Origin of the sequence: Shewanella sp. BJSY2023SW005 (assembly GCF_047314585.1) — a bacterium.
Classification (GTDB): Bacteria; Pseudomonadota; Gammaproteobacteria; order Enterobacterales; family Shewanellaceae; genus Shewanella; species Shewanella algae.
The window spans coordinates 2,501-27,946 of sequence record NZ_JBKORJ010000027.1; the positions used below are offsets into that span (position 1 = coordinate 2,501).

Genomic DNA, 25,446 nt, shown 5'->3' on the forward strand with positions numbered 1-25,446 from the left:
TGCGAATGGTAACCACAGGCCCCGAGAGAGCATAGAGATAAAATAGCAGACAGAGAATTAATGCAGGCTCGACCGAGATCACCACAAATACGGCCACTACCAGCAAGATCACCAGGAAGTTCACCTTGCCACGCCAATCGACTTCTTTAAAGGAGTGATAGCGGAAATTACTCACCATCAACAGACCGGCAACGGCCGTGACCAGGGCCACCAATATGCCTATATCATGCCCTGAGACGCCGTAGCCCTGCCCCAGCCAGACACTGCCAGCAATAAGAGCCGCTGCGGCCGGACTGGCAAGCCCTTGGAAGAAACGTTTATCGGCCACTCCTACTTGGGTATTGAAGCGCGCCAGACGCAAGGCAGCCCCGGCGCAATAGATAAAGGCCGCCAGCCAACCTATTTTGCCCAATTCAGAAAGCCCCCAGTTATAGGCTATCAAGGCCGGAGCCATACCGAAGGATACCATATCTGCCATCGAGTCGTACTCGGCACCAAAGGCACTCTGAGTGTTGGTCAAACGCGCCAGACGACCATCCAGTCCATCGAATAACATGGCAACAAATACAGCAATAGCCGATGCCTCAAAGTGCCCATTCATGGAAGCGATAACAGCATAGAAGCCCGAGAACAATCCTGCCGTTGTCATCAGATTGGGTAACAGATAGATGCCACGGGTTTTTATTGTTGGCTTGGATAAATTTTGCATACACTTAACCTGATGGTGTAATAAAGGTCTATAGCGGCAAAGATAACACACTTGCTCAGACAAGCTCACCCTGCAGAAACGGAAACAGACAATGATAAGGATCAGCCTATTTATGGCTCTGTTGGCATTACTCGGAGCCAACGCTGCCTCGGCAACGCCCATCTATACTTGGGTCGATGAAAATGGCGTTACCCACTACAGCCAAGAGCCGCCGCCACAACAACAAGCCACCGAACTGGACAGCCAAAATCTGCAACCCGCCAGAATTGGCACGGTCGCGCCGCAGCGAAAAGATGACGTTGTGCAGGAAACTGAGTCTGAGAAACAGGCCAAATTGATCAAGGAGAAAGATGCGGCCCAGGCTCAGGCTATTTGTGATAAGGCCAAATTCCAATTGGATGTACTCAATACCCACACCAGACTGCAACGTAAAGATGAGGCCTCCGGTGAAATGATTAAGATGACAGAAGAAGAACGGCAGGCGCAGATAAAGGAGCAGCAGGAAAGAATTCGGCTGTTTTGCCAAAGAAACTAGCCAGCAAGGCCAGAGTAGAATAAGTTCAAGTAGCAAAAAGGAGCGCCGCGGCGCTCCTTTTTATTCCCTGAGTCGACTTACTTAACGAAGTCTACACCCAGTTTGATATCCGCCTTCAAGGTATCCAGCATGGCATCACGGGCGTTGGTTTCAAACGCGCTCAGCTCTCCATACGGCAGAACCTTTTCGATACCATTCTTGCCGAGTACCACTGGCTGGGCAAAGAATTCAGCGTGCTCGCTACCACCATCAACATAGGCGCACTCGATCACATTGGCTTCACCCTGCAGACCGCGGATCAGCGACAGACCGAAACGGAAAGCGGCCTGGCCCATGGACAGAGTCGCGCTGCCGCCACCGGCTTTGGCTTCAACCACTTCAGTACCAGCGTTTTGAATACGCTTGGTCAGGGCAGCAACTTCTTCATCAGAGAAGCTGACACCTTCAACCTGAGACAACAGAGGCAGAATGGTCACACCGCTGTGGCCGCCAATCACATTGACTTTAACATCGGCAACGTTCAGCCCTTTGGCTTCGGCGATAAAGGTTTCAGAGCGGATGACATCGAGAGTCGTCACACCGAACAGACGGTTCTTGTCGTAAACACCGGCTTTTTTCAGTACTTCAGCAGCAATGGCCACAGTGGTGTTCACTGGGTTGGTGATGATACCGATCAGCGCTTTGGGACAAGTCGCGGCCACTTTTTCAATCAGGTTACGGACGATACCGGCATTGATATTGAACAGATCAGAACGATCCATGCCCGGCTTACGGGCAACACCGGCAGAAATCAGCACCACATCGGCACCTTCCAGTGCAGGCGTTGGGTCTTCACCGGCAAAACCTTTAACTTCAACTGCTGTCGGGATATGACTCAGATCCACGGCAACCCCAGGCGTTACGGGGGCGATATCATAGAGTGACAGCTGAGAGCCGGCAGGCAATTGGGTTTTCAACAGAAGGGCAAGAGCCTGGCCGATACCACCAGCAGCACCAAGTACAGCAACTTTCATAGTTATCTCCGTCAATTCTCGGAATTATGTGTGACATAGATCTAATTCTGTGATGGCGCAACATTAAAGGATCGTCACAAAAATAGCAATTATCCCTTAGTCATATGACTCTGTTTCATCAAAAGCTGAATTAACTTCAGCGTTTTCTACTGCCCACTGAGGCTTCTTTTACCCACCAAATGACCTGAATTGCATTTTTATGCAGACATCTTGGGTATTTGTTGACACTTATCCGTTTGATATGCAGAATGGCCGGGATTTTCTGAATAACGACAGAAGAAGATGATGCAAGCAAGCAAAAATCAGGATGAGCTAATCAGAACCTTCAAGGCTCTGCTTAAAGAGGAGCGCTTCGGCTCCCAGAGTGAAATAGTCAATGCACTGCAAGCCGAAGGCTTTGCCAATATCAACCAGTCCAAAGTCTCGCGCATGCTGAGCAAGTTCGGTGCCGTGCGCACCCGTAACGCCAAGCAGGAGATGGTCTACTGCTTACCGGCCGAACTAGGGGTGCCTACTGCCGGCAGCCCGCTGAAGAATCTGGTATTGGATGTGGATCATAACCAAGCCATGATAGTGGTGCGTACCAGCCCGGGCGCGGCGCAGTTAATTGCCAGGCTGTTGGACTCCATCGGCAAGCCAGAAGGTATTCTGGGCACTATCGCCGGTGATGATACTATCTTTATCTGCCCTTCCAGCATCAAGACCATTGATGAAACCCTGGAAACAGTGAAGTCGCTGTTCAATTACACAGACTGAGTTGAAAATGCCATAAAAAAACGCCCTTCAATGAGGGGCGTTTTTGTTTTTATCGCGCTATTAATCATCAAACTGGATCATGAAATCCAGAGAAGGGGCAAAGAAAGAGGAGCCTGTTACCGCCTGAGTAAAGTGCATCAGGTGATCATGGTGCCCTTCTCCGTCACCGAAAACCATACTGTGAAGCATCTTTTCAAAATGGTTAGGTGTCTTACAGGTGGAAATAAACATCAAACCCTGCTGTTTTACAGAACCATAGGGCATGCTCTGACGCAGGATCTCCATCGACTCACCATTGTCATACTTGAGATTTACCCGCTTGATATGTGCCGTCAGCGGTTTGTCTTCCGAGGCGTACTCTATGTTGTCCTGCTTGGTGCGGCCTATGATGTCTTCCTGCTTTTTCTGCGGCAGTCTGTGCCACTTACTCAGATTATGGACATATTTCTGTACATGAATGTAGCTACCGCCGCGAAATGCATCGTCTTCATCACCTACCAGGGCTACAGCTTGACGGCCTCTGCCCTTGGGGTTTTCTGTGCCATCGACAAAACCGGTCAGATCGCGGCTGTCCATAAAGCGGAACCCGCGCTCCTCCTCTTCCAGTTCAGCCAACCCTTCCAGCATTTCGTTGACCTCATTGGCTACCAGATGAAGAATATCCAGGCGATCACAACGCAGGTGAATAAAAATATCGAACTCTATCGCCGGCGCATCCCGGTTACCCGACTCCATAGCAGGGAACGGCCTGAGTTCAGCCGGTCTGCTTCCCGGATAGAGGTGATCCCAAAAGTTGGCACCAATCGCCACAAAGGCGTTAAAGGCACTGTCGGCATACTGATCTGCCAGCTCATACAAATACTGGGCGACATTGGCCAGGCAAGGACGCAGTTGTGACTCTCCGCCTTCGTTGGCATTGAACATCAGATAAACGCTGTGCAGATTTCCCTCAGCGCAGATTCCCAGTTGTTCCCGTGGCATAACCTGTGTATCCATTTGCAATCTACCCTTTCAGATTAATTCATCTTCGGCCTTATTATCCGCAACTTGAGCATTAATTTGAATTAGCTCACGCACGTTTTTGCCGATTGCTTTCAATAACCTGATGCCTGCCCGTCTTTTCGGGACTCGGACGCTCCCCGATAAACGCCGCTTTCAACATTGACGCCTATGGCCTGATAACCACCAAAAGCTCCGAGAGAATCACTCAAAGTATGCCCCTTTTTCATCAGCTCACGGCGGGTCTCCATGGAAAAGCCCGACTCGAGACTGATATAACCGCCATCTGTCATCTGCTCGCCGGTCGGTTGGCTAGAACCTGTATGCAGTATTCTTGGAGCATCGCCCGCCTCCTGCAGGTTGAGGCCAAAATCAATCAGATTAATCATGATCTGAGCGTGCATCTGGGGTTGGGTGGCTCCCCCCATGACGCCAAAGCTGAGCCAAGGCTTGCCATCTTTGGTGACAAAGGCCGGAATTATGGTATGAAACGGTCTCTTACCCGGTGCATAGGAGTTAGCACGCCCGGGAGTGAGATCAAACAGCTGGCCCCTGTCCTGTAACACAAATCCCAAATCCGGAGGCGTCATGCCTGAGCCCATGCCACGATAATTGCTCTGGATGAGAGACACCATATTGCCTTCTTTATCAGCGGTAGTGAGATAGATGGTATCACCGTGTAAAAGATTGGGATTACCCGGCTCAACACTGGCGGCGGCTTTGTCAGCATCGATAAGCTTGGCTCTGGCGTAGTTGTATTCTTTGGAGATAAGTGAGGCTACCGGCACTTTGGCAAAGTCCATGTCGGCGTAGAACTTGGCTCGGTCGGCAAACGCCAGCTTTTTTGCTTCCACGAAATGATGCACATATTCGGCGCTGTCCAGCCCCATGGCCTTGAGATTAAATGGCTCCAGGGTTTTAAGGATCTGCAGTGCCGCTATTCCCTGGCCGTTGGGCGGCAGCTCCCAGATATCATAGCCCCGATAATTAACCGATACAGGCTCGACCCACTCACTCTTGTGAGAAGCGAGATCTTCATAGGAAAGATAACCGCCCTGTTGTTGCATATAAGCGGCAATACTGCGGGCTATCTCTCCTTTGTAAAAGACATCCCGGCCCCCCTTGGCAATTTTTTCATAGCTGTTTGCCAAAGCTGGGTTTCGAAACAATTCACCGACGGCCGGCATGCGGCCGCCTGGCATATAGGTTTCTTTAAACCCCGGGTATTTGGCCAGCTTGTCACCGCTGCGAGCCAGATAGAAGGCTATGAGCTCGGAAACCGGAAATCCTTCACGGGCATAATGAATAGCCGGTGCCAGGTTATCCTTCATGGGCAATTTGCCGAACTTGTCATGCAGTTCATACCAGCCATCCACGGCACCGGGCACGGATACGGGCAAAGGCCCATAAGGCGGCAGATGCTCAAGCCCTTTGGCCTTGAGCATCTCCAGCGACAAAGAAGCCGGACTGCGGCCAGACGCATTGAGCCCATAGAGCCGCTGCTCTTTGGCGCTCCAGACAATGGCAAAAAGATCGCCGCCTATGCCTGAACCCGTAGGCTCAACCAACCCCAGCATGGCATTGGCAGCAATAGCGGCATCTACGGCACTGCCTCCTTGCTTAAGAATATCGACCGCCACCTGAGTCGCCAGTGGTTGGCTGGTTGCCGCCATGCCATTGACCGCATAGACTTCAGAGCGGCTCGCAAAGGCCGCGCCCGTGATTCTGTCCATCGCCATGCTTCCCGTGCTGCAGAAAACAGCCAAACTCCCGATGACGCCGAGTAACAGCTGACGACATGAGTTGTTGCTGATATTCCGTATCCCTTGTGCGTCCTGCATTTTATTATTGCTGTAGTTATGCATCTCGCCTCCGCTCTCATCCCGGAGCGGCGCATGGGCGAGTCCGGGGTTCAGTGAATACCTATGATGAGTTCAATCAAACCGATTGCTTGGTATAACACAGAGACAAACAAATTATCACCCACAGCAAACTTATGAAACAATTGTTGTTAACAGCCATTACCGAACAACACCAACGGATGTTCCAGTGCCGACAGCCTGACTCTCTGCCCTGGAGAAAACTGTACCTGATGACTACGAACCTCGAGTATGACGCCCTCTTGCTGCACATCATAATGGCAAACATTGCCCAGAAAACGCCGCTCGGTAACCACGGCCAGGCCCTGTTCGTCGGGTCGTAACTCCAACTGCTGTGGCCGCAGCAACAACTCGCCCTGCCAGTTCAGTGGCAAACCATGGGGCAAAGAGCTTTTAAGTCGACCGATTTGAGTATCGACACAGTGTTCGCAGCTGACCAGGGCCTTAAGATAATTACCGCTGCCGAGAAAGTCCGCCACATAGCGATTGACCGGGTTGGCATAGAGAGTTTCAGCACTGCCTTGCTGCACTATTTTTCCATCTTCAAACAGCGCCAGGGTATCGGCAAAAACAAAGGCTTCATCCTTACTGTGGGTCACAAATACGGCGCTGACGTTACGGCTCTTGAGGATCGCACGAATCTCCAGCATCAGCTCGCCGCGGACCTGGGCATCTATGTTGGAGAAGGGTTCATCCAACAACAGCAGTTCAGGCTCATAGGCAAGCGCCCTGGCAATCGACACCCTTTGCTGTTGACCGCCGGACAACTCGTGGGGATAACGTTCAGCAAGCCCCGGGAGCTTGACCAAATCCAGCATCTCCTCGAGCCGGCTCAGACGCTGCGCCTTGTTCAATCCCTTGACACCAAAGAGGATATTCTGCGCGACCGTCAAGTGGGGAAACAGGGCATAGTCCTGAAAGATCATCCCCACGCCACGCTCCTCTCCCGGAACCTGTAGCTTATCCGTGGTTACTGCACGGCCGCTGATATGAATTTCACCGGCGGAGACCGGCTGCAGTCCGGCAATGGCTCTGAGCAGAGTCGTTTTACCACAACCACTGGGTCCGAGCAGGGCGGCAATTTCACCGGCTTGCAAGGTAATGCTCAGCCCTTTGAGCACCTGCAGGGCGCCATAATGGCTGTGGAGTTGCTTGACACTCAGGGTCGACATCAGTTGTTTTGCTCCAGCGAACGGTTGAGGTAAATCAAGGGCACCAGCCCCACCAACACAATGACAATAGCCGCCAGCGCCCCCTGCTCCAACTGCTCATCGGAGACGTATTGGAACACTTGGGTAGCCAGGTTGTGAAACCCGACAGGGCTTAGCAGTAAGGCAGCCGGCAACTCTTTCATCGCCTCGATAAATACCAGCAGCAGAGCGGCAAAAATACCGCTGCGCAGCAGTGGCAGATGGATTAATGCCAGTACTTTACCCGGTGTCTTGCCCAGGCTGATGGCCGCCATGTCGAGAGAAGGCGACAACCGTTTGTAACTGCTCTCTATGCTGCCGATGGCGATGGCGGCAAAGCGAATACAAAACGCCAGCACCAGGGCGGCGATACTGCCGGTGAACAGCAGCCCCGGGCCTTGGCGCTCGAACAGGGCATAGAGATCATCGATTCTGAAATCAAGCCAGGTCAGCGGAATAAGCACGGCAATCGCCAGCACTGTGCCCGGCAGTGCATAGCCGGTACTGACCAGACGGGATGGCAACATGTCCCACTTTCTCGGGCTCAGGCGGCGAATGAACATCAAGAGGATAGCCAAGAGCAAACACAATACACTGCTGATGGCGGCGACTGTTAGGCTGTTGAGACTGTACTGCCAAAAGTCACTGTTCCAGCTCTGTTGCCAGTAATCCAAGGCGTAACTGCCGAGAATGACAAATGGCAAAACAAAGGCCAACAGCAGCAACAGCGAGCAGTAGCCGAGCGCCAACCACTCACGCCAACCTTTGAGCCGGTAAGGCTCTGGCGCCTCCAGCAACAGCTGCTTTTGAAACAATTGCTGTTTGCGCCTCGCCATACGCTCCAGCGCAAACAGAGTAAAGACACCAAGCAACATCAATAGCGAAATTTTAGCCGCGGCCGCCAAGTCACCATAGGCTCGCCAGGTGTCGTAAACAGCCGTGGTCAGAGTGGATACCGCAAAATAATTGACCGTCGCCAAGTCAGCCATGGTTTCCATGGCCACCAGGGCGACACCGGCCGCCAGCGCCGGGCGCGCCATTGGCAGCGACAAACGCCAGAAACTCTGCCATGGCGAGCAGCCCATCACCTTGGCTGCATGCTGCAAACTTAAGGATTGCTCCAGAAACGCAGTGCGCCCCAAGAGGTAAACGTAGGGGAAGAGCACCAGCGACAACATCACTGTGGCGCCGCCCAGAGTTCGAATATCGGGAAACCAGTAGTCGGTTACCGATTGCCAACCAAAACTTGCGCGTAAAAACCGCTGCACAGGCCCGGCATAATCCAGTAAATCGGTATACACATAAGCGACAATATAGGCCGGCATGGCCAGCGGCAACAACAGAGCCCACTGGAACAGGCGCCGGCCCCGAAACTCACAGCGCGCCACCAGCCAGGCAGCCGGCACCGCCAAAAGCAGACTGCCGACACTCACCCCCAACATCAGCCAGAAGGTATTGGCTATGTATGACGGCAACACAGTGGCAAACATCTGCCCAAAGCGGGTTTCACCCGGTTCGAACGCCTGCATGACCAGCGCCAGCAAAGGCGCCACCATAAGGCCGCAGACGGTAAACCCCGCCCACGACCAGCCCTTGGAGAAGGTCAGGATCACCGCTATTCCCCTACAACCTTTGCAAAAACGCATTCAAGCTCAGAGATCAAACTTAACCTCATCGAGCAGTCTCAGCGCCGCCTGATGGTGCTCTGCCAATTTGTAGACAGGCAAGTCATCGGCTTTGAAGTCACCCCAGGATGCCACCAGTTCTGAGACAGGCACATCGACCTTGACCGGATATTCCATATTGACCTCGGCATAACTCTGTTGGGCGGCATCCGAAGACAGATACTCCATCAACTTGAGGGCATCGGCCGAGTTAGGTGTATGCTTGGCCAGCGCCATACCCGAGACATTGATATGGGCACCGCGATTTTCCTGGTTCGGGAAGTTGATTACCGCCGCTTCAGCCCATGGCCGCTGTTTGGGGTCTTGCAGCATCTTGCCATAGTAATAGCTGTTACCGATGGCGATATCACACAAGCCTTCTTTCACCGCCTGCACCTGCGCCCTGTCGTTACCCTGAGGCTTACGGGCCAAGTTACTCTTCAGTCCCTGAAGCCAACTCTTGGCATCGGCTTCACCGTGGTGGGCTATCATGGAGGCCACCAGCGCTATATTGTAGGGATGCTTGCCACTACGCATACAAACCTTGCCCTTGTAGCGGGCATCGGCCAGGTCTTCATAGTTGATCGCCAGCGGCCCGAGGCGCTCCTTGCTGGAATAGAGATTACGCACCCTCATGGTTAGGGCGTACCAGTTTCCTTCGGGATCCCGGTATTGGGCCGGAATATTCTGCTTGAGCGCGTCACTTTCCACCTGTGTGACCAACTGCTTGTCCACCAATTCCTGCAAACGGGAAAAGTCAGACGTCAGCACCAGATCCGCCGGTGATAAGCGTCCTTCACGGGCCAATCTATCGGCGATGCCATCTTTGGCAAACACAAAATTAACCTTCACCCCGGTAGCCTGACTGAAGTCATCCAGAATGGGCTTGACCAAAAACTCCTGACGATAGGAATAAACCGTCACCTCACCGGCGGCGGCCACCGGCAGCGTCACGCTGGATGCGGCCAACGCACTGCAAAGTATCAGACCTGTTTTGTAGCTCATATTCTTCGGCACTCCATATTGGGATGAGTAATTTAATGAGAACTATTTCTAATCCACTTTGTTTTCAGCCTAGTGCAAAAATTCTGGCAAGGGGAATACAAATGAAATAGACAGAATGGCAGCGGCTGGGAGCAAAGCGATTGGAATCGGCCGAATTGTCGCAAACTAAACTAAACTGAACCTTAAAACCCATGCATGGCGAGGGGGAAAACGCCTTGGATATGTTGGAAATCTTGCTGGCTGTGGTGTCTTTGCTACTGATATTGTTTCTGTTCCGCCACAGATTAAGGCCAGGAAAGCGACGGCTGGCCAAACCTGTTACGCCGCAGGAAAAGCAGTATCACTGTGTCTCCATAATGTTGACACCAACTGCCTGCCAGGCGATAAGAGCGCTTGAAGGCAAGCGTTTTTTGTCGAAGGAGGCGCCCAGGCTTCCCTTGCCTGAGTGCGATTGCAGCCAATGCGACTGCAAGTATCAACATCATGAAGATAGAAGGGTTCCCTTCAGCGACCGACGGCTGGATTATGGCATGAGCCATGATCTCTACGGTGCCTTCGGTGAAACCAACCGCAGGGACAACCCCAAGGGCAGGCGTTACTCCGACTTGGCCAAACCGCAAATTACCGAGAAATCATCTAGGACGAGTATCTCGGAAACTCTGCCTGAGTGACGCAGATTCCTGCCAGTGTGCCAGGGCTGGCACTACTTTACGCCAATCGAGATCCGGATGACGAAAATCAAGGTATTCGAGTAGCACCAATAGCAGCACCTGCCTGGCATCGAGTGGACCGCTCGCGATGATTCCCTGACGCTCCACCTCCATCAAGGCTCTGAGCAGGGCCTGCTCGAAACGGCCGCTCCAGAAAGGAGAACGAACCCCCTCCTCTTCACGCATCTGTTCCTGCCTTAAGCCAACGGCGCTATCCAGCGCGCCTTTGAGCAGTGAGAACTGACACTCATAGGCCCAGTTTCTGGATGGCCCAAAGAAACGATCCTGGCCGAATTTGTCGTCCAGAAAGCGGACAATGACTTCGCTGTCGAACATTGCGGCGCCATCGTCCAAAAGCAGACAGGGAATTTTCCCCAAGGGGTTAACTGACAGTAACTCGTCACTGTTATCGAAGGGATTGACCAGCTTTTCATCCAGCGCCAAACCCAGCTCGCGGGCAATGACCCTGACCACGCGGGCATAAGGCGAAGCTGTAGAGTAATAGAGCTGCATCCAGACTCTCCTGTTACCAGTATTTTTCGACTGTTATCTGTCCGGGGGCCCGGCGCAGGTTTTTGGCCAAGCCTTTATCGATAAGTGCCGCCGTAGCCCCCTGGATCATTCCGGGATTACCACAAAGCATCAATTGCGAGTCCTTTGCACTTATGCTCAGCCCGGCCTTGGCCTCTATCTCACCGCTTTGCAACCCATCCGGGATGCGATAACGCAGCGCACCGTCAAAGTCTTCACGAGTGACACTGGGCACAAACACAAATTGCTCGTGATAGGTCTGTTGATAGCCGCGGATCTTATCGAGATAGGCGAGATCCTGCACTTCTCTTACCCCGTAAACCAGAACCACTTTATCAAACCGTTGCCAAGGCTCCTGAGTATCCAGCATGGAAAGAAACGGCCCCACAGCAGTACCTGTTGCCAAAAACCACAGGTGGCGCCCCTGTAATTCCCCTTTAGGGATCTCATCCAGGGTCATAAAGCCGGTGGCTTTGTCTGTCACACTAATACTGTCACCCGGCTGCAAAGATTGCAGGTCTGGCGACAACTGGCCTTGATCTACCGCCACCGCCAGTATTTCAAGATAGTCAGTCCCGGGGGCATTCACCAGAGAATAGGCCCGGGCGATACGTTTATCATCCCGCACCTGACTGAGCTTGATAAACTGGCCGGCAATAAACGGCGCTATCTCGGCGGCTATCCTCAGGCTGAATAACTTGCTGTTCCAATCGATACGCTCAATGACCCGGCCTTCAGTCCACATAGCTTCTCCTTAGGTAACACAAGACGATTATTGCAGCATAACTCCATATTCAGCCAACAAAAACCCCTCATAGTGAGGGGTGTTATCTGCAGGTAAGGTTTCGCGTGAGCTCAATTATTCCTGCTCTGTGCTAAAGCTGTCTCTGAATGCCTGCAACCCTTGCTGTACCAGGGAGTAAGTTTCATCTACCCCGGCCTTGATATCGCCTTCCAGCACCTTGAGCCCGGAGAGAATATCCGTCGCCTCTTTAAAGCCCTGATCTATGGCGCCGCCTATAACGTCCATAAAACCGGACAGCTGACTGTCAAAGTCCATGCTGGAATTTTGCTGCTGGTAGACACTGAAGAACTGAGTGGCAAAACTGACAATTCTGTCGGCCGTGGCCTCGGGAGAAGTATCTATCTGCTGATCCTGCACCTGCTGCAGGGCATTTTCCCCCATGTAAGGTGCCAGTTCTTCATTGATGGCCTCAATCGCGGCGCGATATAAGAGACTCATGGGTTCGTTGCCGCTATTGAGGCTTACCTCCTCCTGCGCCGCCAGAATAGCGTTATTCATCAACTGCTGGCTGACATGGCGGGTGCTCTTGCTGCTGGCGACTTCAGATACCGCCTTGCCATGATTCCCGTCCAGTTGTTGGGTCTTGTCCTTGGCCACCTCAGATACCTGAGCGCCATGATTGCGGATTTCCATCTTGGTTTCCTCGTATGAAAAGCGTATCTCAGGTTAATTATCGACCAGTTCAGTAATTAGTTTAGCGATTGTTTACCCAGACCGATAGTCTGAGCTATGATCCCGCATGCTATTTAAGTATTTGATAGGAAATAAAAATGGTAAGAATTTTCCTACTGCTTTGTCTTTCTGTGTTTTTTAGCTTGCCATCCCTTGCCGCTGACACCAATCAAACCATATTTCTGGTTAGGCACGCGGAAAAAGCCCAGGGAACCGATCCCGGGCTGACAGCCGCCGGTAAAGCGCGAGCCGAGGCTCTAGCCGAGGCATTACGGGACACCCAACTACAAAGGCTAATGTCGAGTGAGTTTCGCCGTACTCAGGAAACCCTGGCGCCGATTGCAACAGCCAAACAACTCAGGATAGAAGTGTTTCCAGCCAAAGCCGGCTTGGAGGCTCACATCAATGCCATAGCTGATGCGGTTAAAGCCAGCCAAGGCAATGTGCTGATCGCCGGCCACAGCAATACAGTACCGGCCATCATTAAGGCTCTGGGTGGCCCCCTGGTTAGCCTGAATGAGCAGCAATACGACCAACTGTTTATTCTCACCTTGGGAGAACAGGGGCCCACAGGCCTGGTAACCACCCACTTTGGCAGTCAATAAGGATAGAAGATGCGCGAGCAAAACTGGTTTATGTGGGGGCTGGAACTGTTTTCCGGCCTGTTTCTGATAGTCGTCGGCTTAGGGCTTTTGGTGATCACTTACATGTATATCGCCGATGTGATGCAAACCAAGCAGGCGGTGCGGCATAACTACCCTGTTGTAGGCCGATTCAGATATTTCTTCGAGAAAATGGGCGAATTCTTCCGCCAGTACTTTTTTGCCCTCGATCGGGAAGAACTTCCCTTTAATCGCGCCGAGCGTAGTTGGGTATATCGGGCGGCGAAAAATGTTGATCGCACCATAGCCTTCGGCTCCACCAGGCCACTGGAAGCCAACGGCAGTATCATGTTTATGAATACGGCCTTCCCAACGCTGGATCAAGACGTTGTGCCACCAACGCCTGTGGTTATTGGCCCGGACTGTGAACATCCCTTTTCCACCAGCGCCATTTGCCATATTTCCGCCATGAGCTTTGGCGCCCTCTCCCGCCCGGCTGTTACCGCCCTTTCCCATGGTGCGGCGCAGGCAGGATGCTGGCTCAACACAGGGGAAGGCGGCCTCAGCGCCCACCATCTCAAGGGAAATTGCGATCTGGTGTTTCAGATAGGTACCGCCAAATACGGTGTTCGCAATGCCGAAGGCCACCTGGATGATGACAAGCTCAGGGAAGTGGCCGCTCACTCTCAGGTGAAGATGTTCGAAATCAAACTCAGTCAGGGAGCCAAGCCAGGCAAAGGCGGAATTCTTCCCGGGGTGAAAGTAACCGAAGAGATAGCCACCATTCGCGGCATCCCTGTCGGACAGGACTCCATCAGTCCCAATGGTCATATTGAATTTCACCATGTCGGCGACATTCTCGACATGATAGCCAGAGTCAGGCAAGTGACAGGCAAACCCACAGGGATCAAGGCAGTCTTGGGTGATATCCACTGGTTGGAAGATTTTCTGGAAGAGATTAACCAACGCGGCCATGAATCGGCTCCCGACTTCTTCACCCTCGACAGCGCCGATGGCGGCACAGGCGCGGCGCCGCAAACTCTGATGGATTACGTTGGCCTGCCGCTGAAAGAGAGTCTGCCATTGCTGGTGGATCATCTTCGCCGCCATGGATTGAAGCAGAGGATTAAAGTGATTGCCTCGGGCAAGCTGATCACCCCTTCCAGAGTCGCCTGGGCACTGGCTCTTGGCGCAGACTTCATCGCCTCTGCCAGAGGTAACATGTTTGCGCTGGGATGTATTCAGGCATTGCAGTGCAACAAGGATACCTGCCCTACCGGGATAACCACCCACAACAAGAAGCTGCAACAGGGTTTGGATCCCAGAGACAAATCCACCCGAGTCGCCAACTACAACAAGGCATTACACCATGACCTGGGGATGCTGGCCCATTCCTGTGGAGTCAGTGACCCAAGACAGCTCAAGCCACATCATGTCAGAGTCGTCACTCAAAATGGTCTGTCTGTGTCCTTGGATAAATATTACGCTCACTTCGATCAATAAAGATAATTTAGCTGTCACTAAAGTATAATAGTGGGTAGATTGTGCGTTATGTCACAAAAGTGGTAAGATCTTACTCCTAGTCAAGACTTGCCACTTCCAGAGGATTTTGAAGTGAAAATGACATTTGTCAGTCAGGTCCCCAAGCCGGAAACGAGCAAAACTGCATCGCTCAGCTGCAAGAATTGCAGCCGTTTGATTGAGATTGAGGGAGAGATGCTCTGTTATCGCGGCGGTAAAATAACTGAACTGACGCCGGTAAACGAAGCGAAAAATGGTTTCAACCTACTGTGCGACGGCTGGCAAGCCGACCGCAACCAAACCAAGAAATAGGATCAACTCAGGCTCAGCTGCGCAAAACCCCTTGCGACTGAGCCTGCTTTCTTGACTCACTGATAATCCCTTCCAACGCCGCATTAAAGGTTTCCGCAGATACCATAGACAGAGTCAGGCCGCGGGTGGAAACTCTCAGTCCAGCACGTAACTCAGTATGCAGTTGATTGAGGGCAACTTCGTCCATACCCCGCTTTTTCAGATTATCTGCCAAACTGTTCCAGTCTGTACGGACTTTGTCCTGCATTCCTTCGATATTGACCTGCAATACAATGTTTTCCATCTGTGCTGCCCCCAGGCTGACGCTACTTCGGAGCATCAAGTATGCGGCAGCCAGCCTGAATCAATGCTGAACTTGCACCGACTCACCTGCCTGTTTTGTGTGCTGGATCCGCCACAAACGAGCATAATATCCATCGGCGGCCAACAGGTGGTCGTGGGTGCCGGACTCAACCAACCGACCTTGATGCAACACTAAGATTTTATCGGCATCCACCACAGTCGACAGCCTGTGGGCAATCACCAGACTGGTATGGCCCTTGGCAACTTCATCGAGCGCCTTGAGAATAGCCCTCTCGGAGCGGCTGTCCAGTGACGAGGTGGCTTCATCGAAGATCAGTATCGGCGAGCGCTTCAATATCGCCCTGGCAATAGCCACTCGCTGCTTTTCACCGCCGGAGAGTTTCATGCCTCTCTCACCCACCTTGGTCTGAGCCTGCTGTGGTAATGTCTCAACAAACTGCTTCAGATGGGCCAACTCTATCGCCTGCCAAATCTCGGCGTCAGAAGCATCGGGGCGGCCATAGCGAATGTTTTCAAACAGAGTATCGTTAAACAGCACTGTATCCTGAGGCACTATGGCGATGGCCCGGCGCAGTGCATCTTGGGTCATGTCGCGAATATCTATACCATCGACCCGAATCGCCCCTTGGCTGACATCGTAAAAACGGAACAGCAAGCGTACCAACGTCGATTTACCGGCGCCGCTTTCACCCACTACAGCCACCTTCTGCCCGGGTTCTATCTCAAAACTCACGCCCTTGAGTATCTCCCTGTCACCATAGCCAAAGCCAACCGAGTCAAAACTGACTCTGCCCTCTGTCGGCACGATATCCTTGGCCACTGGGTTATCTTTTACCAGCGGAGTCTTATCCAGCAGCGAGAACATCCTTTCAATATTGGCCAAGGCTCCACGAATCTCACGATACACAAAACCCAGGAAGTTGAGCGGCATAAAGAGTTGCATCATAAAGGCATTGATCAACACAAAATCACCCACTGTCATCTGCCCCCGGGTCACTTCAAAAGCCGCGAGCCCCAGCATCAAGGTCATGGCAACAGCAATAATTGTGGCCTGACCGGCATTGAGAGCAAACAGCGACAGGCGATTCTTGCGTTTGGCCACCTCCCAATCCGCCAAAGCCTTGTCATACTCATTCGCCTCATAGGCTTCATTATTGAAGTACTTGACGGTTTCATAGTTAAGCAAACTGTCGATAGCACGGGTATTGGATACAGAGTCGGCCTTTGCCGCCTCACGTACATAGGCGGTGCGCCACTCGGTGGCTATCACAGAGAACATGCCATAGGCCAACACGGAGCAGAAGGTAATCAGCGCAAACCAGATGCCGTAATTCCACAGCAAAATGGCCACTACCATCAGGATTTCCAGCAAGGTAGGCACTATGTTGAACACCATAAAGCGCATCAGAAAACTGATGCCGCTGGTGCCGCGCTCTATGTCCCTCGATAATCCGCCAGTGCGTCTGTCGAGATGGAACCCAAGATCCAGCCGGTGCAGATGTTCAAATACCTGCAACCCAAGGCGCCGTATCGCTCTCTCTGTTACCCTGCCAAAGAGGGTATCCCTGATCTCCCCTGTGAGTGCATTAACCAATCTCAAGCCGCCATAAGCCAAAACCAACGCCAAGGGCACGGCCAACAGCTGCGCCGTTTGTTCGCCGCCAAGGCCGTCTACCAAATGCTTCAGCAGGAAAGGCAAGCCGACACTGGCGAGCTTTCCCACAACAAGACACGACAGCGCCAGGATAATCCGGCCCTTGTATTCCAGCAGATAGGGCCAGAGAAGTTTGAGCACTTGCCAGTTGAGCTTATCGACGGGACCTTCAAAGTAGAGAGTTGGACGCATACATCTTGCCAGGGGAAAAGAGTGACTCGAGTGTAGCAGTGACCAGGACTCAAGTCTGCGATCTGTTTGGCTGCCCACTCGGAAATAATCACAGCAACTAGCACTTTAGAATGACAAAAATAACATTAGACCTAGACTAAATGACTAGTAACGGAATTTTTATCGCCAAAATCACCTCAAAGAAGCGAAAGATGGTTATGCATGAAAAAAGAATTTGGTACTCTTTCCAGCTATTGAGTACGGGCAGCAACAAGTGTTCAAAAAATGTCAAACAAACCGGCCCGCACCGATTTTTACCGTATATTTTGAAGGAAATCTTATGTTGGATTCAAAAGTTCAATACCCGCCCCTGCCGCTGATCCAAACCTGGGTATGGATGATGATCGAATCAGGCAACCCCGAGATCCAGGAAAAAGGCCGTAACAACCTGATAGCTTCCTTTGGCAGTCTGGCCAAAGCCAACGAATATTTGGCACAGCAAGCCCAAAAATAAAGGCGCCGATGGCGCCTTTATTTTTGTAGTAGAAACATTCAACCCTGACGGCGTTTAAGCACGCTGTCGTTGAGCATTGACAGCAGTCTCTCTGTATCATCCCAACCTATGCAGGCATCGGTAATGCTCTGGCCATAACAAAGTGGCTGTCCGGGTTTGAGATCCTGACGTCCTTCCACCAGATGACTCTCCACCATCACCCCAAAAATTGCCTGCTGTTTGGCGGCAATCTGGCCGCAAACATCTTCAGCGACCAACATCTGACGCCGGAAGTCCTTACTGGAGTTGGCATGGCTGAAATCAATCATCACCTTGGGTTTCAGACCGGCACTCTCAAGCTGAGAACATATCTGGGCCACATGGGCCGAGCTGTAGTTGGGCTCGCGTCCACCGCGCAGAATGATATGGCAGTCATCATTCCCCTTGGTTGACACAATCGCCGAATGGCCAAACTTGGTCACAGACAGGAAATGGTGTGGCGCACTGGCGGCCCCAATGGCATCTATCGCCACCTTGATGGTGCCATCTGTACCGTTTTTGAATCCCACAGGGCAAGAGAGGCCCGATGCCAACTCCCGATGAACCTGGGACTCTGTGGTACGGGCTCCGATGGCGCCCCAACACATGAGGTCGGCCATATACTGCGGGGTAATCATATCGAGAAACTCACCCGCGGTTGGCACCTGGTTGTCATTCAATTCGAGCAGCAATTTGCGGGCAGTTCTCAGGCCGTCGTTGAGCTTGAAGCTGTTATCCATGTATGGATCGTTAATCAGCCCCTTCCAGCCCACTGTCGTTCTGGGTTTTTCAAAATAAACCCGCATCACCACTTCCAGTTGATCCTGATAGGCCGTTCTGAGCTTGGCCAGACGCGCACCATACTCCAACGCAGCTTCAGGGTCGTGAATAGAGCATGGCCCTATCACCACCAGCAGGCGATCATCCTGTCCCTGAAGAATTCTGTGAATATTTTCCCTGGCCTTAAAGACAGTTGAGGAAGCGCGCTCGGTTGCCGGAAATCGTTCCAGAATGGCTATCGGTGGCAGTAACTCTTTAACTTCATTAATCCGTACATCATCATTCTGGTAATACATAAATGTCACACTACTCCGGCTATTGATAAGAATCTCTTGTTTTGGATAACAGTTTCAATCTATCCGTTATATTCAACCAATGCAATTGACTTATATGGGTTTACAGGCAAATCTGCCCTTTTATTGTTTTTTGTATGGCAATCTTATGATTTAATAAAAAATTCTTTAAGTGTGATATTGCAAACGAAAGAGATGTTCAGCAACCAATGGGCAGTAAAACAGGCAAACAGCCTATAGGCCCCAGGAACCGAATTATAATTACACCTGATACCCAGTAACCCAAGGCCAACTGTGATCCGACTCTGTCTGCTATCTGTACTCATGCTGATGCCTCTTGCCCAAGCCAAGTCGCAGGCCAATCGGTCGGTGACCTTTTCCACCAGTTTCTCCATCGCGCCTTTCTTTACTGAAGACCGCCACAACGGCATCCAATACCAGTTACTGAAACAAGCCTTGCAACACAGGCAACTCACCTTGGGAGATATCGCTTTTACGCCCCCCAAACGCGCCTTGCGGCTGCTGTTGGCCGGCCAGGTCGATTGTCTTATCAATGCTCCGCCCGGACTCAAAGGGATGCACTACACCCCGAGCCTGCTCAGTTACCAAAACAGCATCTTTCTGCTCGCCGATAACCAGAGAATCATTGAGCAAGTCGCCGATCTCGCCCATATGCGCCTGGCGGCCTTTCAAAATGCCAGCCATTACCTGGGAGCGGAATTTGCCAAGATGGCCCGCCTGAATCCGGATTACAGTGAAATTGCCAATCAGAGTAATCAGGTGGCTATGTTGCTGGGTAATAGAGTTGAGGCAATAGTGTTGGAAAGGCGAATTTTTGCCTATAACTATCAAAAACTTGCTGAGAAAAAGGACTCACTTCCTCCTGTAAGGGAAGTATCGCTGTTCGAAGAGGCCCCACGCTTTCTGGCTTGCCGGGATCCTGAGATAGCCGCCGAAATAACCGCCGGTATCGAGTGGCTTTATGAGCAGGGAGTTGCCGAGCGTATTCTGGCCGAACCACCACAGTTTGATGACTGACAATATTCAAACCCGAGTAGTTTTCCATCAGGCTTTATTTATCTGAAAAAGCAGCAGATAAATAAAGTCAAAGCTGAAATTCAAACACAATCCCACATTAAACCCTCTTCAGACAATCAAATATTCCGCATAAAGTCTTGCCGCCTTAACATATCGAAGTTAGCTTAATTAGTGGATGAGCATACTTATCCGTTCAACAAAATAATGACAATCAACAAGAGAAATGCGACATGAAAATATCCACCACCCTAATGATGTTGGGTCTTTGTAGTGTCTGCTCCCTGAGTCATGGCGCCACCGGCGTCGCCTTTGTCCATGGAACAGGAAAACAAACCGATGCCCTGAACGATTACTGGACCCGCGAGTTTGTCGATTCAGTTCGTCAAGGTATCAGCACCCCGAGTAACTATCAGGTCATCAACTGTGACTTCGAACAATATATGTGGGATGAGGCCGCTGCCGGCTGTCTGGTCGCTCAGCTGCAGAGCTTTATCAACGCCCGCAATCTGGATCAACTGATCCTCATCACCCACTCCAATGGCGGCAACATAGTGCGCTGGGTCTTGTCCAATCCCACCTGGGATGGGCGTTATCCAGCTGTGATCAACAGCATCAGCCGAGTGATAGCGCTGGCTCCTTCCAGTGCCGGTACCCCACTGGCCGATGCCGTCACTCAAGGCAATGTGTTTGAAACCAGTCTCGGCTGGCTGCTCGGTTACGACAGCGATGCCGTCAAACAGCAGCAAGTGGGTTGGATGGCGCAATACAACAGTCAATGGCTGTACGGCACAGCCGGGCGCCCTTCTCTGGGTAAGCCTTTTGAAGCTGTTGTCGGCTCGGACGTGGAGTCGGCAGTTTGGGACAGCGACAGCTATTGCGGCGGCTATCAGTACCAGGTCGGGTTGGAGACTACCCAAAACTGGCTGGATAACTGCTCCGACGGTTTTCTTGAGTGCAGCTCCCAGAGTGCCGCCGGCAGTGTCTGGTTTACCGATAAGCAGAAAACCCGTGACAGAGAACCTTTGAGTCACCATCAAAGCCGCCGGGCCTGTTTTAATCTCGACACCCTTCTGCGCAATCATATCTGAGGACGTAAGTATGAAGATGCATATCAGCAAGACACCGCTGCTGGCAGCGATACTCCTGAGCCTCACGGGTTGCCAGGATGATGCCAAGGTAGAACAGAACCAGCAGCCCAAAAGCCTGACCTTGGCCATGGTGCCGCCCCAGACAAGCGATATCAAGGCTTCAGAAGAGCTAGATACAGGGCAATTGCCGCCCTTGAATACTTCCAGGGAAGATGTCAGCTTTGTCAGGGCGCTGTCAGGGGAGTATCAAGCCCAGCTGCCGGACAAAACCGCCAGTGCCAGCAGTGATGAATACTGGTTGATGGTTACAGGCGCCGAGCTTAACCAGGGCATAGAGCTGCCATTAACCCAAGGCAGCAGCGTTATCCGTCTGGCTCCTCGCTGGGATAAAAGCAGCGGCGCCCCGACTGCCCCCAAGAGCATTGCTCCGGACGCAGTTCAACTCAGCTCGGCCGCAGGCAAAACTGAGAACAAGCGTCTTATCCGCCGCGCCGTAGACTCTGAGTCTCTGGCCAGCGCCGGGATGGATGATGACTCCAGTGCCCTGTTGCTGAGCTCAGATATCAAGCCCGGTCTCTATCGCCTGCAGGTCGCCGCAGCGCTGACCGCCACTGACAACTATCTCGTCAATGTCAAAGAGAAAGGGTCTGCCTATCGTCTCAAGTTAAGCACCCCATCATCACTCGAGGCCAACACCCATCTCGAGTTGGAGCTGGCGCTTGAGAACGATAAGGCCATGGGTTCACCTCGTTTGGCCAGTGCCCGGCTGCAGCAAGCAAGCGGCGAGCAAACCCCACTGCAACTCAGCCAAAGTGGCAACAGCTGGCGACTGCAAAATGAGCAGCTGCCCATGCCCTCAAGCAATGCGGGTTTCAGTGAATTGGTGGTCGATATTGAGACACAGGTGGATAACACCTTGGTACGACGAACAGTCAAGACCGCCTTCAAGCAGTTCTATCCATCGGCGCGGCTGGTACCCGAAATCAAAGTTGGTTGGCAAAATGGTCTGCCAAGTGCCCTCAACTTTACGCTGGAGCTGGCCCAAAGTGGTCGTTTTGGGGTGTCGGCAATACTCACAGGGATGGACTCCCAGGGGCGGGAAATCGCCATACTGCAGAGTGAAAGCGCAGCCTGGCTGACACAAGAGCAAAACAGTCTGCAGTTGCCTCTAAACCTTGAGCTAATCCAAAATTCGGGCTTAAAGCCGCCCTATGGTGTCAGGGCAGTTGAGCTCAAGGATATGGGGCAGATGGTGCGCTTGAGTTACCGTGATAAGGCGCTGAGTTTAGATGCCCTTTAAGGCCAACTTTCAGGTAGAGAGAAACTTATAGCCAGAAAGCAACTCATAGCCCAAAAGCAACAAAGCCCGATGCAGATGTCAGCATCGGGCTTTTTACTCTGCAGCTTGGCTGCAACTAATTGCGCCTTTATAACCCCACTCTTTCAGCCAAGCTTTTGAATCAATGCCCTTCCATCGCATGCAACTTGGCCTGATAGCGTTTTTTCTGCTCGCCGTCACCGGCCAGCGCCAACGCCTTTTGCAGATTGCTCTTCGCCCGGTCGGAGTCCCCTTTTGCCCAATAGGTTCTAGACAAACCAAAGTAAAACTCGTGACGATAATCCGCCTTCTCAATCGCTCTTCGATACCAACTCAGTGCCTCGTCATATTGGCTATCCATGTAGGCTTGTTGCGCCATATCATAGTAATAATAAGGATTACGGATCCGGGCAAGCTCCAGTACCTTGTGCACTTCGGCCCATTCATCCAGTCTGTCCTGGCTGCTCAGCATGACCGCCAGGTTATAGAGGGTAGTCATGTTTTCCGGCTCAAGCGTCAACGCATAGCGGTAGACCCGCTCGGCCATCTGTTCCATGCCCCTGGCGCGATAGAGCACCGCCAGGCTGTTGAGCGCCGGAATAAACAGACTCTGCTGTTGCAGGCTCTTTTTCAGCAAGCCGTATGCGAGATCCCAATTCTCATTGATCAATGCCTCGGCCGCCGCATTGTTGTAATACATGGCGACCACAGTACCTTGGCTGATCTTATTGACCTTATAGCTGCGCACAGCACGCTCTGGCATGAAATCCACCAGGATGGAACGCTCGGTGACATGGAAGACATGATTATTCTTGGGCGGGTATAGCTTGAGGTTGATATGACCATTGACCAGATAAAAGGCGCCTTGACGATCCCAGACCGGGGGCACTTCCACATCACGAAATTCAACCTCTATCCCCAGTTGTTGCGCCATGGCCGCCGTCAGGATCACCAGTGACATGCAGTTTCCGGCCCTGTCGTGAAAGGTTTCGGCGGCGGTGCGGGTGTAGTTGTCCTGATAGCGAAAGCCGCCCTTGTCGGCATGGATATAGTCAGCCAACCACTCGTGGGCCAACTCCTGATTGGAGATGAGTGCGCTGCGGCTATAGGCACCTCTGAGCAACTGCACCGCCTCGGTAGGCAAGGCGAATAATTCGGCGGGCTCGGGGATATTCCCAACCTCTTTGAATTGGTTATCCTGAAACAGGCTGCCAAGGGCCATCTTGCTTGGCACCGGGGTACTGTTGCAACCGCAAAATAGCAGCAGCAAAACCGCACCAATTAAGCGACTCAACATGGTAGCGGATAGAGCGCCAGAGAGAACACGAGTGAGAGAGCCGGAGAAAGCGCTTGAGAAAGTGCCTGAGAACATAAGGCCTCCTGAGTTAAGGCTTCTTTACTGAAAGCTTAAGTCAGACTGGCCACTCCTGCCGCGCCAAAGGGTGACAAAATGTGAATATCCCCTAGTTCAAGCCTTCATTCCCGGGAGCGATAACTTCGAAACCCGGCTTGGGGATCCCTATATAGAGCTGCTGTTGCCGGTAAAGATAGGGGCGATAAAAATGGCCATCGCAGGAAAAGTAGCGATAGGGGCGCATGTAAGGAACACATATGGCAGGCAGGCTGCGGAGGATCTCCAGTTGCTGCTGCGAGCGCAGTAGTTCCTGCCACTCATGCTGACGCAGTAATTCATCCCTGACGGCAAAGGCATCGAAGGGCTCACTGGCATCACGAACCACCACTTGACCTGCCTCGGCATTGCCAAGCCACAGCAAGGTGCTGCACAAAGTGCAGAGAAAAGTACCGGTCAGCTTCATTACACTGAGAGTCTTCATCGCCATCCCCTTAGGCTCCAGGCTGTTTCTGCTTTCAGTCTGCCCCCAAGAGCGTCTGTCATCAAGCGCCATAGCCGCAAAATGCGCTTTTCCTGGCCGACTCCCCCCAAGCCAGGTAACAACAAGGCCGGTAACCCCAAAGCCAGCTCTAACCAAAAGCCACCTCACAAGAGATGGCTTAAAGATAAAGGAAGCTTGCCTGGTCTCTCAAGAACACTCATGGCTTATCAGCTGGCGTGCCTGGCCTTTCAACTGGCGTTCTTGGCTTATCAATTGGCGCTCTTGACAGTCACAAACTCAGGATAGGCATCGATACCGCAATCCGACGCGTCCATACCGTTGTATTCTTCCTCTTCGGTCACCCGGATCCCCATGGTCACTTTCAAGGCGCCCCACACCAGCAATGACGCCAGGAACACCCAGGCAGAGATCACCGCAGCGCCAAACAGTTGCCCTGTCACACTGGCATCGGCATTGGACAGAGGCACCATCATCAAACCGAAGAAACCGGCGACCCCGTGCACCGAGATAGCCCCGACAGGATCATCTACCTTGATGCGGTCAAAGCCCACGATGGAGAACACCACCAAACCGCCGGCTACCAGGCCTATCACACCCGCCATAGGCAGAGAGGGCGACAATGGATCGGCCGTGATAGCCACCAAACCAGCCAAAGTACCATTGAGTATCATGGTCAAGTCGGCCTTGCCCCACACCATCTTACAGACGATCAGTGCAGATACCGCGCCGAAGGCCGCCGCCGAATTGGTGTTGACGAAGACTTTGGCCACGGCGCTGGCATTCTCGGCATCAGAGACCAGTAACTGAGAACCACCGTTGAAACCGAACCAACCCATCCAGAGGATAAAAGTCCCCAGGGTTGCCAGCGGCAGGTTGGATCCCGGGATAGGGTTAACCTGGCCATTGGCGCCATATTTACCTTTACGGGCCCCCAGCAGCAAGACGCCGGCCAAGGCCGCGGCCGCACCGGCCATATGCACTATGCCGCTACCGGCAAAGTCGACAAAGCCGGCTTCGGAAAGGAAACCACCGCCCCAGGTCCAGTAACCTTCCACCGGATAGATGACTGCCGTCATTACCAGGCTGAATGCCAGGAAAGCCCACAGGCGCATGCGCTCGGCCACGGCGCCGGAAACAATCGACATGGCTGTAGCCACAAATACCACCTGGAAGAAGAAATCAGACTCCAGCGCATGGTCGGCGTCAGCAGCTTGAGATCCTATCAAGGTGCTGATGCTCGGCAGCCAGCCGCCCTCGCCATTGTCCACATACATGATGTTGTAACCCACTATCAGGTAGGTGATACAGGCGATTGAATAGAGACAGATGTTTTTGGTGAGTATCTCTGTAGTGTTTTTGGAACGCACCAACCCAGCCTCCAGCATGGCGAAACCCGCCGCCATCCACATCACCAGCGCGCCGGAGATCAGAAAGTAAAAGGTGTCCAGCGCAAAACGCAGCTCTGTGACCGTAGTACCCAATTTGCTCAGTTCTTCCATCTTCTCCCCC

Annotated in this window: 26 protein-coding genes (1 of these 26 running past the window's edge); 10 read left to right on the plus strand and 16 right to left on the minus strand. The window is 52.5% G+C overall.

Annotation, left to right across the window (positions count from 1 at the left end):
• On the minus strand, positions 1-709 hold the 5' portion of the coding sequence (gene pssA / locus ACMHXI_RS08310) for a CDP-diacylglycerol--serine O-phosphatidyltransferase (protein WP_025012094.1). The gene continues 194 nt to the left of window position 1, outside the view; 709 of the gene's 903 nt are visible here — the first part of the coding sequence; it begins with the start codon at positions 707-709; the stop codon falls past the left edge of the window.
• A gap of 91 nt (positions 710-800) precedes the next feature.
• Between pssA and ACMHXI_RS08315 the strand changes: the two genes are divergently transcribed.
• Positions 801-1,244 carry a DUF4124 domain-containing protein gene (locus ACMHXI_RS08315; protein ID WP_025890175.1) on the plus strand — a complete coding sequence of 148 codons (444 nt, stop codon included), beginning with the start codon at positions 801-803 and terminating at the stop codon, positions 1,242-1,244.
• 77 nt (positions 1,245-1,321) lie between these two features.
• Here the strand turns inward: ACMHXI_RS08315 and mdh are convergent, their stop codons facing one another.
• The gene (gene mdh / locus ACMHXI_RS08320; protein ID WP_025012092.1) at positions 1,322-2,257 is read right to left on the minus strand and encodes a malate dehydrogenase; all 936 of its coding nucleotides are present in this window, start codon (positions 2,255-2,257) and stop codon (positions 1,322-1,324) included.
• Positions 2,258-2,542: 285 nt separating this feature from the next.
• Here mdh and argR point away from each other — a divergent pair, with 285 nt between their 5' ends.
• Positions 2,543-3,013 (plus strand): transcriptional regulator ArgR, encoded by a 471-nt coding sequence (gene argR, locus ACMHXI_RS08325; protein ID WP_025012091.1) that lies wholly within the window; start codon positions 2,543-2,545, stop codon positions 3,011-3,013.
• 60 nt (positions 3,014-3,073) lie between these two features.
• Here the strand turns inward: argR and ACMHXI_RS08330 are convergent, their stop codons facing one another.
• The 5 genes from ACMHXI_RS08330 to ACMHXI_RS08350 form a co-directional block, all read right to left on the minus strand.
• Positions 3,074-4,009, minus strand: coding sequence for a Dyp-type peroxidase (locus ACMHXI_RS08330; RefSeq protein WP_025886988.1), 936 nt, complete (start codon positions 4,007-4,009; stop codon positions 3,074-3,076).
• A gap of 98 nt (positions 4,010-4,107) precedes the next feature.
• On the minus strand, positions 4,108-5,751 hold the full coding sequence (gene ggt, locus ACMHXI_RS08335; protein WP_243880027.1) for a gamma-glutamyltransferase: 1,644 nt from the start codon (positions 5,749-5,751) through the stop codon (positions 4,108-4,110).
• A gap of 272 nt (positions 5,752-6,023) precedes the next feature.
• On the minus strand, positions 6,024-7,067 hold the full coding sequence (locus tag ACMHXI_RS08340) for an ABC transporter ATP-binding protein (RefSeq protein WP_174840164.1): 1,044 nt from the start codon (positions 7,065-7,067) through the stop codon (positions 6,024-6,026).
• Complete coding sequence (locus tag ACMHXI_RS08345; RefSeq protein ID WP_028780125.1) at positions 7,064-8,695, minus strand: ABC transporter permease; 1,632 nt, start codon at positions 8,693-8,695, stop codon at positions 7,064-7,066. Before ACMHXI_RS08345 ends, ACMHXI_RS08340 begins: the two co-directional genes overlap by 4 nt.
• Before the next feature lie 39 nt (positions 8,696-8,734).
• Positions 8,735-9,751, minus strand: coding sequence for a Fe(3+) ABC transporter substrate-binding protein (locus ACMHXI_RS08350; RefSeq protein ID WP_082050141.1), 1,017 nt, complete (start codon positions 9,749-9,751; stop codon positions 8,735-8,737).
• A 215-nt stretch (positions 9,752-9,966) separates the two neighbouring features.
• Between ACMHXI_RS08350 and ACMHXI_RS08355 the strand changes: the two genes are divergently transcribed.
• Positions 9,967-10,422, plus strand: a complete 456-nt coding sequence (locus ACMHXI_RS08355; RefSeq protein ID WP_181316387.1) for a hypothetical protein — start codon at positions 9,967-9,969, stop codon at positions 10,420-10,422.
• Here ACMHXI_RS08355 and ACMHXI_RS08360 read toward each other — a convergent pair.
• From ACMHXI_RS08360 to ACMHXI_RS08370, 3 genes are all read right to left on the minus strand, one after another.
• On the minus strand, positions 10,384-10,974 hold the full coding sequence (locus ACMHXI_RS08360; RefSeq protein WP_044733871.1) for a glutathione S-transferase N-terminal domain-containing protein: 591 nt from the start codon (positions 10,972-10,974) through the stop codon (positions 10,384-10,386). The two genes, ACMHXI_RS08355 and ACMHXI_RS08360, sit on opposite strands and share 39 nt — an antisense overlap.
• A 13-nt stretch (positions 10,975-10,987) precedes the next feature.
• Positions 10,988-11,737, minus strand: a complete 750-nt coding sequence (locus ACMHXI_RS08365; protein ID WP_159352390.1) for a ferredoxin--NADP reductase — start codon at positions 11,735-11,737, stop codon at positions 10,988-10,990.
• A gap of 114 nt (positions 11,738-11,851) precedes the next feature.
• A complete protein-coding gene (locus ACMHXI_RS08370; protein ID WP_159352391.1) occupies positions 11,852-12,430 on the minus strand; it encodes a DUF5610 domain-containing protein in 579 nt (192 codons plus the stop codon).
• A gap of 137 nt (positions 12,431-12,567) precedes the next feature.
• Between ACMHXI_RS08370 and ACMHXI_RS08375 the strand changes: the two genes are divergently transcribed.
• The 3 genes from ACMHXI_RS08375 (at position 12,568) to ACMHXI_RS08385 (ending at position 14,904) form a co-directional block, all read left to right on the plus strand.
• Positions 12,568-13,074: a phosphoglycerate mutase family protein gene (locus tag ACMHXI_RS08375; protein WP_037466670.1), complete on the plus strand. Its 507-nt coding sequence runs from the start codon at positions 12,568-12,570 to the stop codon at positions 13,072-13,074.
• A 9-nt stretch (positions 13,075-13,083) separates the two neighbouring features.
• Positions 13,084-14,574 (plus strand): FMN-binding glutamate synthase family protein, encoded by a 1,491-nt coding sequence (locus ACMHXI_RS08380; RefSeq protein ID WP_159352392.1) that lies wholly within the window; start codon positions 13,084-13,086, stop codon positions 14,572-14,574.
• 117 nt (positions 14,575-14,691) lie between these two features.
• A complete protein-coding gene (locus ACMHXI_RS08385; RefSeq protein ID WP_174840162.1) occupies positions 14,692-14,904 on the plus strand; it encodes a hypothetical protein in 213 nt (70 codons plus the stop codon).
• 13 nt (positions 14,905-14,917) lie between these two features.
• On the opposite strand, the gene ACMHXI_RS08390 is transcribed toward ACMHXI_RS08385, so the two are convergent.
• Both ACMHXI_RS08390 and ACMHXI_RS08395 read right to left on the minus strand, forming a co-directional pair.
• The gene (locus tag ACMHXI_RS08390; protein WP_025011513.1) at positions 14,918-15,187 is read right to left on the minus strand and encodes a hypothetical protein; all 270 of its coding nucleotides are present in this window, start codon (positions 15,185-15,187) and stop codon (positions 14,918-14,920) included.
• A 60-nt stretch (positions 15,188-15,247) separates the two neighbouring features.
• Positions 15,248-17,053 (minus strand): ABCB family ABC transporter ATP-binding protein/permease, encoded by a 1,806-nt coding sequence (locus tag ACMHXI_RS08395; RefSeq protein ID WP_208157442.1) that lies wholly within the window; start codon positions 17,051-17,053, stop codon positions 15,248-15,250.
• Positions 17,054-17,372: 319 nt separating this feature from the next.
• On the opposite strand from ACMHXI_RS08395, the gene ACMHXI_RS08400 reads away from it, so the two are divergent.
• Positions 17,373-17,546 carry a hypothetical protein gene (locus tag ACMHXI_RS08400; RefSeq protein WP_096142315.1) on the plus strand — a complete coding sequence of 58 codons (174 nt, stop codon included), beginning with the start codon at positions 17,373-17,375 and terminating at the stop codon, positions 17,544-17,546.
• Between the two features lie 38 nt (positions 17,547-17,584).
• On the opposite strand, the gene aroG is transcribed toward ACMHXI_RS08400, so the two are convergent.
• A complete protein-coding gene (gene aroG, locus ACMHXI_RS08405) occupies positions 17,585-18,640 on the minus strand; it encodes a 3-deoxy-7-phosphoheptulonate synthase AroG (RefSeq protein WP_044733847.1) in 1,056 nt (351 codons plus the stop codon).
• Positions 18,641-18,931: 291 nt separating this feature from the next.
• Here aroG and ACMHXI_RS08410 point away from each other — a divergent pair, with 291 nt between their 5' ends.
• The 3 genes from ACMHXI_RS08410 (at position 18,932) to ACMHXI_RS08420 (ending at position 22,063) form a co-directional block, all read left to right on the plus strand.
• Positions 18,932-19,675: a substrate-binding periplasmic protein gene (locus tag ACMHXI_RS08410; RefSeq protein WP_144225305.1), complete on the plus strand. Its 744-nt coding sequence runs from the start codon at positions 18,932-18,934 to the stop codon at positions 19,673-19,675.
• A gap of 230 nt (positions 19,676-19,905) precedes the next feature.
• Positions 19,906-20,763: a hypothetical protein gene (locus ACMHXI_RS08415; protein ID WP_107006049.1), complete on the plus strand. Its 858-nt coding sequence runs from the start codon at positions 19,906-19,908 to the stop codon at positions 20,761-20,763.
• 10 nt (positions 20,764-20,773) lie between these two features.
• Positions 20,774-22,063, plus strand: coding sequence for a DUF4785 domain-containing protein (locus tag ACMHXI_RS08420; RefSeq protein ID WP_107006050.1), 1,290 nt, complete (start codon positions 20,774-20,776; stop codon positions 22,061-22,063).
• A 160-nt stretch (positions 22,064-22,223) separates the two neighbouring features.
• Here the strand turns inward: ACMHXI_RS08420 and ACMHXI_RS08425 are convergent, their stop codons facing one another.
• The 3 genes from ACMHXI_RS08425 to ACMHXI_RS08435 form a co-directional block, all read right to left on the minus strand.
• The gene (locus tag ACMHXI_RS08425) at positions 22,224-23,378 is read right to left on the minus strand and encodes a tetratricopeptide repeat protein (protein ID WP_144165217.1); all 1,155 of its coding nucleotides are present in this window, start codon (positions 23,376-23,378) and stop codon (positions 22,224-22,226) included.
• Positions 23,379-23,544: 166 nt separating this feature from the next.
• Positions 23,545-23,916: a hypothetical protein gene (locus tag ACMHXI_RS08430; RefSeq protein WP_243891840.1), complete on the minus strand. Its 372-nt coding sequence runs from the start codon at positions 23,914-23,916 to the stop codon at positions 23,545-23,547.
• Between the two features lie 269 nt (positions 23,917-24,185).
• Positions 24,186-25,436 carry an ammonium transporter gene (locus tag ACMHXI_RS08435; RefSeq protein WP_107006052.1) on the minus strand — a complete coding sequence of 417 codons (1,251 nt, stop codon included), beginning with the start codon at positions 25,434-25,436 and terminating at the stop codon, positions 24,186-24,188.
• Between the last annotated feature and the right edge of the window lie 10 nt (positions 25,437-25,446).